A 13,675-nucleotide genomic window follows, 5' to 3' on the forward strand; every position below is an offset into this window, starting at 1 on the left:
TGATTTAATTATCAAGCAGTTGCTTTATTTCCTTCAGTTACAACGGGGCCCTTGTTTTTCTTTTTCATATATTGGGACCAATAGGCAGTTAATATCGGTACTAAAATGGATGTTATAATTACCGATGCTGCACATAAAGCCGTAGCTGACTGCGCAATTGGGAGAAACTCAGGCTTCATTGTAGCAATGATCATCGGATTGGCCACCGCTGCTCCAGCTGTACTAGAAGCTGCAAGTCCTGCTGTACCGTTTCCGCCGCCGATAAATTTATCAGCTAACATTAATGGAACACCTGTGATAACGATTACAAGGAGACCTAATAAAATTCCAGCAAGACCTGTTTTCACAATCACTGTCAGATCAATCGAGTTCCCTAGAGCAAAACCAAAGAACGGAATCATTGTAGTTGTAGCTTTACTAAAGAATTCACGGAAATCTTTATCTAGGTTACCAAGAACGAACCCTACTAAAAATGGTAAGACAGCGCCTACAAATGCATGTGGTTGGAAAGCTGCAATGCCTGTAGAACCAAGAATTAACATCGTTACTAGTGGACCAGATTCAAGTGACATTAAGACGAATGCACCAGCTTCTTCTTTTGAACCATATTGCTGCATAATGGAAGCGTAAAGTCCACCGTTTGTCATATCCATACATGCAATTAATGCAAGAACAGAGAATCCAGCGAAAAAGCCTGTTTGAATTCCGCCATCTGGAATAAACATAGAGGCAACGATCGCAACAACCCATGCAACCGCTATCTTTGTTACCACTAGTGTTCCTGACTTTCTTAATACCGTACCTGTTGCTTTAATATTAATACCAGCACCCATACAGAAGAACCATACTGCTAAAATTGGAACCGTACCAGTCATTAGACCATTTGTAAATGAACCGAAATACTCACCAGATTTTGGAGCTAGTGTGTGAAGAATTGCACCTAAGAATAGCGGAACCAGCATCAGACCCCCAGGGATCTTTTCAATTGACTTCATAATTTTCATAATTTGCATACCTTACCTTTCGGTTAAAATGGGTAATTTTTAGCAAAAAATTGAGATGGTTGATTTAGTTAGTTCATGCTGTGTTGGAGTTCCTGAATCAATATGGAAGCCAAAGGCGGCCTTCATATAAATTGTTTCTGCATAAACCGCCTTTGACTTTTGACCTCAACTTTTTACAATTTAAACATTTAGATTTTTACTTTGAGGACAACTTTTCTAACCTTTTGTTTTTTCTCGGCTATAATACCAGCCATATGTGAATCTTCAGGAAAACAGATCATGACGTCACCAGGGTTCATGGTCATCATAGAATGTACATCACCTTCAAAAAAGATAGCATCCTTCTCTTCGTTGTAGGTCTCTATGATTCTCTGATTCTCAAAATGGTCAACTGCAATGTTTTCTTCACCTTCTAAAATATAGTGAAAGTCTAGATACTTTTGGTGAGCTTCCCAAAAGCAATCCTCTGATTCTTTGGTTTCATATTCATTTAAGAAAAAGAACAAATCTTCACTAATCTCATGACGTCCTGCAGGAGCTTGAGAAAAATCAGCTTCTTTTAAGAATAGTAATTTGGATTGTAATTTTTCAGTGAAGGCCTTGCTTTCGACTAAGTCATTTAATCTGCCAATAATCAACGAGATCAAATCCTTCCGGGTGAAATGATATTAGCGCGCTAACCAGCCGCCATCAACTGCAAGAATATGACCATTCATATAGTCGGAAGCTTGACTAGATAGGAAGACAACTACTCCCATTAGGTCTGCAGGATTTGCCCATCGTCCGGCAGGGATTCGGGAAAGAATTTCTTCACTCCGTCCTTCATCGGCACGAATTGGAGCTGTATTTGCTGTTGCTACATAGCCCGGTGCAATCGCATTGATTTGAACATTATATTGACCTAATTCATTCGCAAAAGCTTTGGTAAGGCCTGCTACTGCACTTTTACTTGCTGTGTACGGAGGAACAAATTTACCACCTTGGAAAGATAGCATCGAACAGATATTGATGATTTTTCCGCTTTCTTGCTCAACCATTACTCTTGCAACGGCTTGGCTCAGAAGATAAACAGCGTTTAAGTTAATTTCCATAACCGCATTCCAATCTTCCTCTTTATATTCGAGTAACGGGCTGCGGCGGATCGTTCCTGCATTATTAACTAGAATATCAATTTTCCCATAAACACTTAGACAAGTATCAACAATTGTTTGCAGGCTTTCTCTATTTGTTAAGTCTGCTTGGTGGAAATATACTTTTCTTCCTGTTTCTTCGATTAACTCTTTTGTTTCATCCCAATTGCTATCATAAGAAACAATAAATAGATCGGCTCCTGCTTTCGCTAACGCAACTGCATATCCTTGGCCAAGACCCGTATTTCCTCCTGTCACGATTGCAACCTTATCTGTTAACTTGAAAAAATCTAATGAAAAATCTCTTAAACTCATTTTTAATAGCACCTCTTCTTTTATTTTTATCCTAAACTTGCATTTAGGAAATTTATCGCAATTGATCCATGGTGACTTGATCCATGTCATTATAGGTTTTGTTTTCCCCTGCCATCGCCCAGATAAAGGTGTAATTGCTGGTTGCACCTCCGCAATGAATCGACCATGGCGGTGAAATAACTGCTTGTTCATTCTTCATTACAAGATGACGAGTCTCCGTTGGTTCCCCCATCATATGGAACATTCTTGCATTTTCATCTAAATCAATGTAGAGGTAAACTTCCATTCGACGGTTGTGCGTATGTGTTGGCATTGAGTTCCAAACGCTTCCCGTATTTAATTGAGTCAGACCCATGACCACTTGACAGCTTTGGATACCTTCATTATGAATCATGCGGCGAATCACTCGATCATTTGCATTTTCAAGAGAACCTAATCGGTCACCTTCAATATCCTTAAACGCAACGTGTTGAACCGGATACTCTTTATGCGCAGGTGCTGAGAATAGATAGAATTTTGCTGGATTTACGGTTGATTCACTTGTGAAAAGCAATTCTCTTTTTCCTAAACCAACATACAAGCAATCTTTGTTTTCCATATCATAGGACTCACCATCGACCGTGATTTTCCCGGTTCCACCTACATTGAAAATCCCCACTTCTCTTCGCTCTAGGAAGTAATCGGCTTTAATTTCATCATAGCCCTTTAATGAAACTGCCTCTCCCATTGGGGTGATGCCGCCCACAATAGCACGGTCTTCCATTGTATAAACGAGCCTAATTTCACCTGGTACGAATAACTCTTCGATTAGATAGTGCTTACGAAGTTCTTCTGTTGTAAATGTCTTTGCATGCTCCGGGTGTGTTGAGTACCTAGTTTCCACAATCTACATCTCCTTATATTTAACTGCTATCCGTTTGTTTTTTTGTTCCACATCGTGGTACGGTGTTTCATAATTTAATTATAGCGGTTTCATTATAGAAATGTCCACTCATATTTGACAAAAAAGTGAATCTTATTTTTAGAAGAGCTTCTTCCCTTTTGAAGCCTCAAGTGGAAAATATAGCGGGCATTCGTTCAATTTGGTAAAATTGTGTAAAAGTGGTTTACGTTCTAAGGACAAACTCAAATTAGGAGGATTACATGTTTTTATCCTATCCCATTTTAGCCGCCCTTTTAGGTATGTTGATTGCCCAATTCGTAAAAATCCCGATACACTATTTTGCTTCAGGGGAATTAAGATGGAACTTGATGTTTAGCACTGGTGGCATGCCTAGTTCTCATACCGCTACAATTATTTCATTAACTACGGCGATTGGATTAACTTCAGGACTCCATTCGAATGAATTTGCGATTTCTGTGATTGTTTCACTAATTGTCATGCATGATGCGACTGGAGTTCGAAGACACGCAGGGTATCATGCAGAGGTTTTAAATACATTATTAGCTGATTTCAATCTTTTAATTGATACTTTAAAAAATCCGAAGTTGAAAAAAACGGAGTCCAGAGAAAAGCTGAAAGAACTGTTAGGGCATCAACCTGCAGAAGTATTTTTTGGATTGATCACAGGAATCATTGTTGGGATTCTAACTTTTCAGGTCTACCCATTTTAAATATTTGTGTTGGACTGATTATTGACATGGAGAGGAGCAGTACCGATGAAATACAAAATTACCGAAAGAGAAAGTTTTCAAGTGGTTGGGATCAAGCGTGAGATATCATGTGTCAATGGGGCAAACTTAATTGAGATCCCAAAAATGTGGGCGGATGTTCACGCAGACGGAACCAACGACATGTTATTTAAGTTGAATAACGATAGAATTAATGGCGTCCTTGGGGTATGTGTCGTTAAACAAGACCCACAGTCGGAATTAATGGATTACTGGATTGCAACGGAATATAACGGTGATACTCCGGAAGGTTTATTGAATCTCGAGATACCAGCTTCCAAATGGGGCGTATTTGAAGTTCACGGCCCCATGCCTGATTCTATCCAGAATGTATGGAAACAAATCTACTCTGAATGGTTTCCATCGAACGATTACAAGCATGCAGGCACACCTGATTTAGAAGTCTATTTTGCTGGAGAGCCTTGGGGTCCTGATTACTACTCAGAAATTTGGATACCTTTAACATAAGAGGATGTTTACTTAATCAAATCAAAAATTAACTAATATTAATATCCAGTTCATAGTTTATTAATATTTGACTGTTATAGTACATATTAGTGGGGATAGCACGCGTGGCTATCATGGTATTAGGCGTAGGCGGAGCCGATACCTTAGGAAGAGCACCCGTTAAACAGATGCTTCCTTAAATATATAGATCTATTACTTACTAGTTTATACATAGGAAAACTAACTAGGAGTGCACCTCTTTAAGAAAGAGGTGCACTCCTTTTATTGCTATTACCCATATAAAATTACGGTTTATAATAAGGCGGAATACGCAGCCACTCATGATGATCTAAATACTGCTTAACGATTAAGCCAGCACTGGTCTTCTTCAAGATGATTTTTGAAAAAATTAAACCAACATCTGCCCGGATGGATTCTGTAAGGCCCTTGGCAGCATAATTAACCCCCATAGCTAGGTTATAAGACATTAAATTAGCCATTTCTTCATCATTTAATTTAGCACCTTCGGGGATACTTTTAAAATCTCCCACCGGTTTTTCCGGTGTCGATTGAGGAAAGGGGACACCCTCTTTCATAAGAAATTCTTTTAAATCATCTCTGATCGGAATATGGACGGTTTCTCTTATATCCTTTAAAATTTGTTTTAATTCCGGATCTAGGGCAAGGTTGTAACCGATTTCTTCATTACGCATGGTCGTTTCCGTTCCTAAAAGAAAAAACCAAAGATTGGATACCTCCATCACATTTAATGGTCTTTTCTCTCCGTCCATAAATGGTTCAAATACATCTTGAACTAAGTCAAATATTTTCATGTTTTCATGCCCCCACCAAACTTTGTATGATGGTAGGATTTCCAAGCATGCTAATTAAAATACTTATTGAATAGTTTTTCTGCTGTACGGGTAGCTAAAGCCTGCGTTGTAAGAGTAGGATTCACTCCTCCCAAACTGTTATAATGGACACTATTGTCTGCGATATATAACCGCTTCACTTGGAATGCTTCACAATTCTCATCCACGACGAAGCCTATTCGCATCGTACTTTCCAGATGAATCATCATTCCAGCCGGCCAATTTGACCAAATAATTTTTTTGGCCCCCGCTTTTCGTAATAAATCCGCTCCTATCTGCATCAGCTCACTACGCTTCCTCCTGGATAGTTTGGTCGGCTGATATGTCACAATAGGAACAGGTCCATTTTCATCACTAACGACAGGGTCGAGAGTAATTCCGTTTTGCTGATCAACTTCATCATCAGTAGTAACTAAAATATTTAAGGTTCGACGGTAGGAGTCCATTGTTTCTTTTAAATCATAACCGAAAAGTCGCCCTTTGATATCCCAGGGATCACCCTTACTAGGCTTATTTAAGAAAGAGTACCCAGACTCACTCACCCCATAAAAAGAAGCAGTTAATCCCGGACTCATCCCAACCGTCTGCAGTGCCCCAAGTCCAGGATAGTCCATCCTTGCCCCGCACGTATTACCTACAAAGGGATTAATTTCTGACGTTCCCAAGATAGGAATCAAATCCTTCTCATCAAATATTCCGGATAACCAGTCCATATAATGATTTACCAAGCCTCTTCCTACCCATGGATTGTCAGGCAGTTGCGAATTTAACCAGAGGCGTGGACTTTCAATGCCCCCGGACGCCATCACCACGATTTCTGCTCTCAGTTCTTCCTGCTCCCCTGTCCAGGTGTTCCTTATTTTTACTCCCACGGCATGGAGCCCTTTGGCAGGATTATTTTCTGTTAATATTTTTATCGCAAAGGTATTTGGTCTAATACAGACATTGCCTGTTTTTAAAGCATGCGGAATATAACTGATATTTGTGGAACGCTTTGCCATTTTATCTACAGATGGTCCATGCGGACAACCGTTGATACAATGGCCCGAAAGAGTGCAGCCTTCCATCCAGGATAGTTGCTCTAAGGAGAGGTTAGGATTTGTGATGTTCTCATTTGGGGGCAAAATGGCATTAGGCTGCGGCCTATATCCAGGAACGGTCACATCCAGTGTAGGAATCAAATTCCACCCAGACTTCCTCGCACCATAATAAAATAATTCTTCCTTTGCCGTAGTTACGGCAAAGTTCACCGGTAATATCGCTTCAACCTTTTCATAATAAGGAATAAGGTCTCGATAAGAAAGAGGCCAGACATTATCTATTGCAGCTGGATATGCCCGGGGGCAATTAGCCGTATAGGTTTGGGTGGTTCCACCAACACCCGCACATTGCCAAATGACCCCCTTTTGATTCGCATTCCGAAACCATTGGGGACGACTGCGATCCGCCGGACCCCACCGATACCTCCCTGAAACTAAATCATTCATATTCATTTCATGCTTGTTCAACAATTGTTTATAAAGCATGATATCCAAATCAGCAGGTGTCGAACTGGATTCGGCGCCGGGCTGCAGATTGGGATTGGGCCACTTTTGGTTGCCGTACCAGGGGCCTGCTTCTAATACCAATACCTTTAATCCCATTTCTCCCAACTCTTTGGCGATAACTGCTCCTCCGCCGCCTGCCCCAATGACAATCACGTCCTGATTGGCCATTAGTTATTCACCTTCTTGTGTTGAATGATTGCTAAGAATCCACGAAAATCACGATATCCAAAAGCGGGACCCGGATATTGGGTCTGGAACCATCCTGTCGAAAAAAATTCCACTCTTCTGTACTCAGGAGGAAATAATCGTGTGGTTCCGTATGCTGTCCATTCCGAATACTGGCCAAACATAGGGAGTTCATTTAATACATCCATCATATTTCGAACAAGTTCCGGATGATTTTTGTAAGGAATACTCAAGGTTTCAAGATTAATTTCAAGCAGCTCTATAAGGGTGATAGCCCTTAACCTGTCTAGCGGCGAAAGCGCTGCGAAGAGACCTCCGCCAGGAAATGCATTTACAGTAAGAGGATATAGAATCTGTCCCGTCTGAATTAACCGAGCAGCACCTGCGTCCAACAATTCAGCGGTAGCTTTCGCCATGGACTTGTAATCGATTAAATTTTGTTGCGCTTTTACCGGGAGAGCGACCGAATGCTCCAATATCCAAATGATATATTCATACACTTGTAATTCCAGTGCCCCGGCTACATGAACAGTTCCTATTGAATCTTTCTCTCTAAAATGGGGTGGAATAATAGCCTGGACCAGTGCTTGAAAAGTAGACTTGATAAAACGATTTATGGTTCGCTCATTCCCACTTTGTGCCGTCATTTCCTCCCCCCTTATAGGTTTGCAAAATGATTACTTACCCTTCCTAATAATATTTAGCTGGTCATTTTTCTATGTCAGGTAGTATCGATATTATTTCTACAAGTTGAAAATTTGCATGTAAACTACAAAAAAAGCAGACTCAAAATTTTAAAGGGTTCCGTTGGTCGATAAAAAGCTACTAATTCCTGCATCTAGCATCCGAGGGTCCGCACTTATCGGTTGGGTATCGGGTTAAGCTCCCGAGCTGATAAATAGGCGGAAAAATTCCGCTTAATTAGTAATTTTTAATAAAAAAGGCTCAAATAGACGGAGAGATTCCGCCTATTGTGTCGATGAATTCGAAAATGGGAGACTTTGCTTTGCTTAACCGGAAAACCTCCGCTTATATACACCGAAACGAGCTCCATTCTGCATTTAACCGGAAAATCTCCGCTTATTTTACTTATGCTGGTTTACTCGATTAAGGACAAGACATCTTATTAAAAAGGAGTGAGCTTTATCTCAAAATCCAAGAGAACCTCATTTTGATGCTTTACGGTGAGGTTTTATATAAATAAGGTATTTGTATTCCTACTAAAAAAACTCGCCAATGACTATGGCGAGTTTTACCTTTTAATATACCAATAACGATGCCAATACGACTGTCATTTCGGCACGTATTTTAAGAAAAGCACCACATAGCAAAACACAACTATAATTAGGGATAGACCTTAACGTATTCTACGTGGGGTTTATCCCTTTTTATTGTACTTTATTGACAGTAAAACCCTATTTCATAATTATAGTAGTCAAAGTATACTACGAAGGTACATTCTGTTTTGTTGAAATTAGGATAAGTCCAATATGATTGAAATTTACTAATGGAGTAAATTCCCCATTAAATAAGTAAAAGAGGATGGTTGGTTATGAAAGTCCAAGAGATCATTGTCTCAGGTAATAGAAAGAGATATTTACTTCAAGATAACCATGGGGAATTTGTAAAACCAGTAGTAAAATTCCTCAAGTATATGGACAACACTGGATCTTCCAGAAATACACTCCGTTCTTATTGCTTTGCATTGAAATTATTTTTTGAGTTTCTGGAGCAAAAGCAGGCAGATTACAGGGATATCGGAATTGACAATATGGCGGAGTTTGTTAGGTGGCTTCAGAATCCCTATCGGGATTTAAAGGTAATTAATATAAAACAAACAGATGTTAAAACGAGAAAGGCTTGTACAATTAATATCTATCTTGACAAGGTCTACTCATTTTATGATTATTTGATGAGGCATGAAGACTACGCTTTGGATTTATCTGAGCGTCTGAAAAGTCAGATACTCGCCTCTAGGGGTAGTTTCAAGGGCTTTCTCCACCACACACTTAAAAATAAATCAAAAAATATTATGATTTTGAAACTTAAGGAACCAAGGGAAAAGTTAAAAGTTTTGACATCAGAACAGGTACAAAAATTAGTTGATGCATGTCGGAACGTCAGGGATAAATTTTTATTGGCACTTCTTTATGAGACAGGCATTAGGATTGGTGAAGCCCTATCACTTCACCTTTCTGATATTGTTCCAGCAGCAAAAAAGATCACAATACGAGATCGTGGAGAACTTATTAATGGTGCAGAGATTAAGACAATATGTAGCCCCCGCACGCTTGATATATCAAATGAATTAGCTAACCTTTACCGGGCTTATATCATAGATATTCATACAGACGAGATTGATACAAATTTTGTTTTTATAAAACTTCGCGGGGAACAAAAAGGGAGCCCCCTCGATTATCATTGCATTCAAGCACTTTTTAATCGTCTTAAAGCAAAAACTGGAATAGATGCGACACCCCATATGTTACGTCATACAAATATAACGGAGTTATGGAAAACAGGTGAAATGCGTCCTGAAACTCTTCAAAAGCGAGCAGGACATGCCCATGTGCAAACAACAATTCAAATGTATATTCACCCTTCTGAAGATGATATACGGAATGATTGGGAGAAAGCTATGATGCAAAAACAATTAAGGGAGGAGAAAAATGAAGAGTAACACTGTTGCTTATCAACCCTGCGTAACATCCGAGAAAACGGCAGTGATTCAAGAGCAATTGTGTGGGTATTTTGAAAATGATGTATGGGATTTAACAAACTCCTTTTTTAAGGTATACGGTGGTGGTAGTTCTTGGTCCGCCTCGAAAACAAAAATAGATTTTACATTCTTATCTAATTCAATTAGACATGAAATTAAATTTTTCTTCGCTAATAAATTGGTGAATGAGAGTTTATCCCTTAGTACATTAGTGTTGTATTCATTTTCACTTGTACACTTAAGTCATTTCTTGGAGAAATATTATTCTAAGATTGAGAGTTTGGTAGATATACCTTTTAATCAGGGCTTAATGAAATACAAAACTTTTTTGACCAATACAGGTATCAGAATAATAACAAAGAGTGGCAATAACTCCTCACATATTACAGTTTTTAATTCAATTATTAAATATTTATCTCACTTCTATGATACACGGGAAGAGCTTGAGAAGGATGTATGGGATTTGAGAAAGATACCGAATGCAAGGTATACAATAAACGGAACCCATTATCTCCTTTCTTTTGAGAAAATCCCTACACCATTTCGAAAAATAGTAAAGGAATATTGTGCTTATGCATTAACCTATTTAAGTCAGGGTAAATTAGCTGGTCATATTATAGGGATCAGTAGTTATTTAAACTACGTTAAGGGACAACATCCAGATTGGAAAGATTTTAGCCAATTAAAAAGAGAAGACATTGAAAAGTATTTAATTTATTTTAATCAGAGTAACTCCTCTTATAGCCCATATTATAGGAATTTTTTGATTTCATCTGTTAAATACTTTTTAGAGTATCTTCAACGTTCTGAACGATCTGAAGCTCCGTTAAAGCATATCGGCACATTATTTTTTAGGGAGGATTTTTTGAAGCAACCGAAGCAAAATGAAAATCAAATTAAATATATTCCTGAAACCGTCATGAATCAGTTGGAGCTTCTTATAAACCTGAATCCAGAAGACGTTAATCCACCTATGAAGGATAATGAAAAAGAATATGTACCAATTGTGATATTACTTATAGCTACCGGATGGAGAATAAGTGATATTTTGAACCTCCGGTTCCAAAATTGTTTGATACCCACAAACAATGGTTATTATTTACAAGGAGATATTCCAAAAACAGATGTGAAACAACACCGAGTGCCTATTGATAAGGAACTAGCTAAAGTTTTACAAGTCATTATAGAGCAAACAAAAGACAAAACAACACATAAGAACAATCCCGAAGGGTATTTATTTGTTCGAACAAAAGGAAAACGGAAGGGAAAACCTTTCACTGACCAAAGTATTCGCGATGCATTAAATCGTTGGGCTGAAAGATATTCCATTGTAGATCAAAACGGAACTGTCTATCACTTTGGAAACCATGCATTCCGGCATACAAAAGGTGTAGAATTAATCAACCTTGGAATGAATTTAACTCACATTATGAAATGGTTTGCCCATTCTTCACCTGAAATGACAATGAGGTATGCCAAAATTGCCGATGATACCCTTAGAAAAGAATGGTTAAAGGCACAAGAAAAAAAGGGTCCACTCTTACGAGTTGACCTTGGTATGGCGAGAGTATCAGAAATGAATTTGGATGAGGACCTTATCCATTGGGAATATATTCAAAGTAATATTGAGGCAGTACGTGTTCCTTTAGGCTATTGTTTGGCTTCTAAAAAAGAGGGTTGTCCATATGTAATTACACCTTGTTTAACATGTCCTAATTTTTGTACAACCCCCGAAAATCTTCCCGATTTTAACAGAGAAATCAAAAAGGTTGAAGAACATATAGAAATGACGAGGCATTACCCAATATACAACGAAAAAACGCTAGAACAATTGAACAATCTAACAAGAGTTAGGGATCAACTTACCGAGGGTAAAGCTCACCGTGGTTCTAGTGCCAAAAGAATATTACTACAAGCTCAGGAAAGAAAAGATAGTGTGGTGAAATAATGAAACACAAAAGAAATACTGAGGCAGTCGTTGCATATGCAAAAAAGAAAAAAGAAGAAACAGTTGATAAGGTTGAACAAACGATTAAACAATTGATCCAGCAGAATGAAAAAATAAATTTCAATACTGTTACAATCGCAGCAGGAGTTTCTAAGTCTTATTTATACAACCAAACTGAACTAAGGGAAAGGATTGAAACCCTTCGTCAGCAACAACGAGAAGTGGCATCTCCAAAGAATATAAAGAAGAATATGAATGTTGAGAATAAAGATAGCTTAATTCAAGTCTTTCGCGAACGCATTCGAGAATTAGAAAAGGAAAACAAGCAATTAAAAGAGGAAATTAAAAGAGTTAACGGTAAGCTATATGAAAACTTTTAGGAGACAACTTTATTACGAAAATTTGAAGAAAGGCTCTCACGTTGTGTACATATACACAACGTGAGAGCCTTTTATTTCCTTACATTTTAATTATTTTAGTCTTGATTTTGCGTCGGAACCCTTTATCAAAATTTAAGTCACCTTTTTACGCGGTAAACTTCTCTAAGAATTGTTCAATAACAATCGAGGATGTGCCTAAGGCGGGAGCATTTTTTCCTAAGGAAGACAGTAATAACTCATGACTGTTAGTAAATTTTTCATTACTCCTTGATGAGATCGAATTTCTAATCGAGTTCAGAACCATTGGCACAGCTTCAACAATGTCATTTCGGATAATGACCGCTTGTGGGTTAAATGTATTTAAGATACTTGTTAATCCAATCCCAAGGTAAAAGCCAAAGTTTTGTAAGGCCATTAATATTTCAGGATCATTTTGGTTGGCCAGATTAATAATTTCCTGATAGGAGGAGATGTTGCCGTTGATTTGATAAGGAGTTAGCAATGCTTTTTCAGAGGCGTATAATTCCCAGCACCCCCGGTTTCCACAACTGCATTTGAGTCCGTTAAAATCGATTGTTACATGACCCATCTCTCCGGCAAAACCATCAACACCTCGATACAAATCATTATTAATAACAATTCCAATCCCGATTCCCGTACCTACGCTAACGTATATGATGTTTTCAAAATTTTTAGCAGCCCCAAATACTCTTTCACCATATGCACCGGCATTGGCTTCATTTTCAATAAAAACAGGCACCTTAAATTCCTGTTCGATGAGTGATTTTAAGTCTAGATTATAATTCCAGTCGATGTTTGGCGTGAATATGACCTGTTGTTCTGTATTGACAAGACCCGGAACACATAAACCAATGCCAATCAATCCGTACGGGGAATCTGGCATTTGCTTGATGAGATCCTCAATCATTGAAAATAAAACATCTTTGTTCTTATCAAGTGAAGGCTTTTCTAGCTGTTGATATTGATCCAGGACAATGTTTCCTTTTAAATCCGTTAAAATGCCATTGATAGAATCAACACCGATATCCAACCCGATGGAATAACCGGCATTCTTATTAAATACGAGCATGACAGGCTTCCTTCCACCGCTAGATTGCCCCTGTCCGATTTCAAAAATAAGGTTCTTTTCAATTAAGGTATTCACTTGGGAAGAAACAGTCGATTTATTTAAACCTGTTATTTCAGATAACTTTGCCCGTGAGATAGGTGAATTCGAAACGATTTCATTCAGTAGTACCTTTTGATTCATTTTTTTGACTAACATTTGATCCGCAATAATCACAAATTCGCACCCCGTTTGTATATTCAATAAACTAAGTTCCATTAACTTTATAGTAGTATATTCCCATTATAAATCAATATTCAGCGAAAATATACATAAAATATTCAAATAAAACTATTGATTAAAGCGTTTTATTTTTGTAAGATGTAAATA

13 protein-coding genes are annotated in these 13,675 nt (G+C 38.2%); 5 read left to right on the forward strand and 8 right to left on the reverse strand.

Annotation, left to right across the window (positions count from 1 at the left end; genetic code table 11):
* Nucleotides 1–11 precede the first annotated feature (11 nt).
* From kdgT to kduI, 4 genes are all read right to left on the reverse strand, one after another.
* Nucleotides 12–1,004: a 2-keto-3-deoxygluconate transporter gene (gene kdgT / locus RCG22_RS12155; protein ID WP_308107015.1), complete on the reverse strand. Its 993-nt coding sequence runs from the start codon at nucleotides 1,002–1,004 to the stop codon at nucleotides 12–14.
* Nucleotides 1,005–1,192: 188 nt separating this feature from the next.
* The gene (locus RCG22_RS12160; RefSeq protein WP_308107016.1) at nucleotides 1,193–1,642 is read right to left on the reverse strand and encodes a NanQ anomerase/TabA/YiaL family protein; all 450 of its coding nucleotides are present in this window, start codon (nucleotides 1,640–1,642) and stop codon (nucleotides 1,193–1,195) included.
* Between the two features lie 30 nt (nucleotides 1,643–1,672).
* Nucleotides 1,673–2,449, reverse strand: coding sequence for a 2-dehydro-3-deoxy-D-gluconate 5-dehydrogenase KduD (gene kduD, locus RCG22_RS12165; protein WP_098263020.1), 777 nt, complete (start codon nucleotides 2,447–2,449; stop codon nucleotides 1,673–1,675).
* A gap of 52 nt (nucleotides 2,450–2,501) precedes the next feature.
* Nucleotides 2,502–3,332 (reverse strand): 5-dehydro-4-deoxy-D-glucuronate isomerase, encoded by an 831-nt coding sequence (gene kduI, locus RCG22_RS12170; protein ID WP_308107017.1) that lies wholly within the window; start codon nucleotides 3,330–3,332, stop codon nucleotides 2,502–2,504.
* Nucleotides 3,333–3,592: 260 nt separating this feature from the next.
* Here kduI and RCG22_RS12175 point away from each other — a divergent pair, with 260 nt between their 5' ends.
* Together RCG22_RS12175 and RCG22_RS12180 are read left to right on the forward strand one after the other, a co-directional pair.
* On the forward strand, nucleotides 3,593–4,063 hold the full coding sequence (locus RCG22_RS12175; protein ID WP_308107018.1) for a divergent PAP2 family protein: 471 nt from the start codon (nucleotides 3,593–3,595) through the stop codon (nucleotides 4,061–4,063).
* Nucleotides 4,064–4,108: 45 nt separating this feature from the next.
* On the forward strand, nucleotides 4,109–4,588 hold the full coding sequence (locus RCG22_RS12180) for a GyrI-like domain-containing protein (protein WP_308107019.1): 480 nt from the start codon (nucleotides 4,109–4,111) through the stop codon (nucleotides 4,586–4,588).
* 284 nt (nucleotides 4,589–4,872) lie between these two features.
* Here the strand turns inward: RCG22_RS12180 and RCG22_RS12185 are convergent, their stop codons facing one another.
* The 3 genes from RCG22_RS12185 to RCG22_RS12195 are packed head-to-tail and all read right to left on the reverse strand — an operon-like array spanning nucleotide 4,873 to nucleotide 7,819.
* Nucleotides 4,873–5,400, reverse strand: coding sequence for a DUF3231 family protein (locus tag RCG22_RS12185; protein ID WP_308107020.1), 528 nt, complete (start codon nucleotides 5,398–5,400; stop codon nucleotides 4,873–4,875).
* A 50-nt stretch (nucleotides 5,401–5,450) separates the two neighbouring features.
* Entirely contained in the window at nucleotides 5,451–7,154 is a 1,704-nt protein-coding gene (locus RCG22_RS12190; protein ID WP_308107021.1) for a GMC family oxidoreductase N-terminal domain-containing protein, read from the reverse strand.
* On the reverse strand, nucleotides 7,154–7,819 hold the full coding sequence (locus tag RCG22_RS12195) for a hypothetical protein (protein WP_308107022.1): 666 nt from the start codon (nucleotides 7,817–7,819) through the stop codon (nucleotides 7,154–7,156). Before RCG22_RS12195 ends, RCG22_RS12190 begins: the two co-directional genes overlap by 1 nt.
* Before the next feature lie 905 nt (nucleotides 7,820–8,724).
* On the opposite strand from RCG22_RS12195, the gene RCG22_RS12200 reads away from it, so the two are divergent.
* The 3 genes from RCG22_RS12200 to RCG22_RS12210 are packed head-to-tail and all read left to right on the forward strand — an operon-like array spanning nucleotide 8,725 to nucleotide 12,219.
* On the forward strand, nucleotides 8,725–9,852 hold the full coding sequence (locus tag RCG22_RS12200) for a tyrosine-type recombinase/integrase (RefSeq protein WP_308104587.1): 1,128 nt from the start codon (nucleotides 8,725–8,727) through the stop codon (nucleotides 9,850–9,852).
* Complete coding sequence (locus RCG22_RS12205; RefSeq protein WP_308104352.1) at nucleotides 9,842–11,839, forward strand: tyrosine-type recombinase/integrase; 1,998 nt, start codon at nucleotides 9,842–9,844, stop codon at nucleotides 11,837–11,839. The genes RCG22_RS12200 and RCG22_RS12205 overlap by 11 nt, the downstream gene beginning before the upstream one ends.
* Nucleotides 11,839–12,219 (forward strand): DUF6262 family protein, encoded by a 381-nt coding sequence (locus tag RCG22_RS12210; protein ID WP_308103758.1) that lies wholly within the window; start codon nucleotides 11,839–11,841, stop codon nucleotides 12,217–12,219. Before RCG22_RS12205 ends, RCG22_RS12210 begins: the two co-directional genes overlap by 1 nt.
* Before the next feature lie 145 nt (nucleotides 12,220–12,364).
* Here RCG22_RS12210 and xylR read toward each other — a convergent pair whose 3' ends face one another.
* The gene (xylR, locus tag RCG22_RS12215; protein WP_098263013.1) at nucleotides 12,365–13,522 is read right to left on the reverse strand and encodes a transcriptional repressor XylR; all 1,158 of its coding nucleotides are present in this window, start codon (nucleotides 13,520–13,522) and stop codon (nucleotides 12,365–12,367) included.
* Nucleotides 13,523–13,675 lie beyond the last annotated feature (153 nt).

It is taken from the genome of Neobacillus nitrireducens (genome assembly GCF_030915405.1).
Classification (GTDB): Bacteria; Bacillota; Bacilli; order Bacillales; family Cytobacillaceae; genus Neobacillus.

Coding starts and splice junctions, on each gene's coding strand:
- kdgT (WP_308107015.1), bottom strand. CDS start 1,004: ATGAAAATTATGAAGTCAATTGAAAAGATCCCTGGGGGTCTGATGCTG.
- kduD (WP_098263020.1), bottom strand. CDS start 2,449: ATGAGTTTAAGAGATTTTTCATTAGATTTTTTCAAGTTAACAGATAAG.
- RCG22_RS12175 (WP_308107018.1), top strand. CDS start 3,593: ATGTTTTTATCCTATCCCATTTTAGCCGCCCTTTTAGGTATGTTGATT.
- RCG22_RS12180 (WP_308107019.1), top strand. CDS start 4,109: ATGAAATACAAAATTACCGAAAGAGAAAGTTTTCAAGTGGTTGGGATC.
- RCG22_RS12185 (WP_308107020.1), bottom strand. CDS start 5,400: ATGAAAATATTTGACTTAGTTCAAGATGTATTTGAACCATTTATGGAC.
- RCG22_RS12190 (WP_308107021.1), bottom strand. CDS start 7,154: ATGGCCAATCAGGACGTGATTGTCATTGGGGCAGGCGGCGGAGGAGCA.
- RCG22_RS12195 (WP_308107022.1), bottom strand. CDS start 7,819: ATGACGGCACAAAGTGGGAATGAGCGAACCATAAATCGTTTTATCAAG.
- RCG22_RS12200 (WP_308104587.1), top strand. CDS start 8,725: ATGAAAGTCCAAGAGATCATTGTCTCAGGTAATAGAAAGAGATATTTA.
- RCG22_RS12205 (WP_308104352.1), top strand. CDS start 9,842: ATGAAGAGTAACACTGTTGCTTATCAACCCTGCGTAACATCCGAGAAA.
- RCG22_RS12210 (WP_308103758.1), top strand. CDS start 11,839: ATGAAACACAAAAGAAATACTGAGGCAGTCGTTGCATATGCAAAAAAG.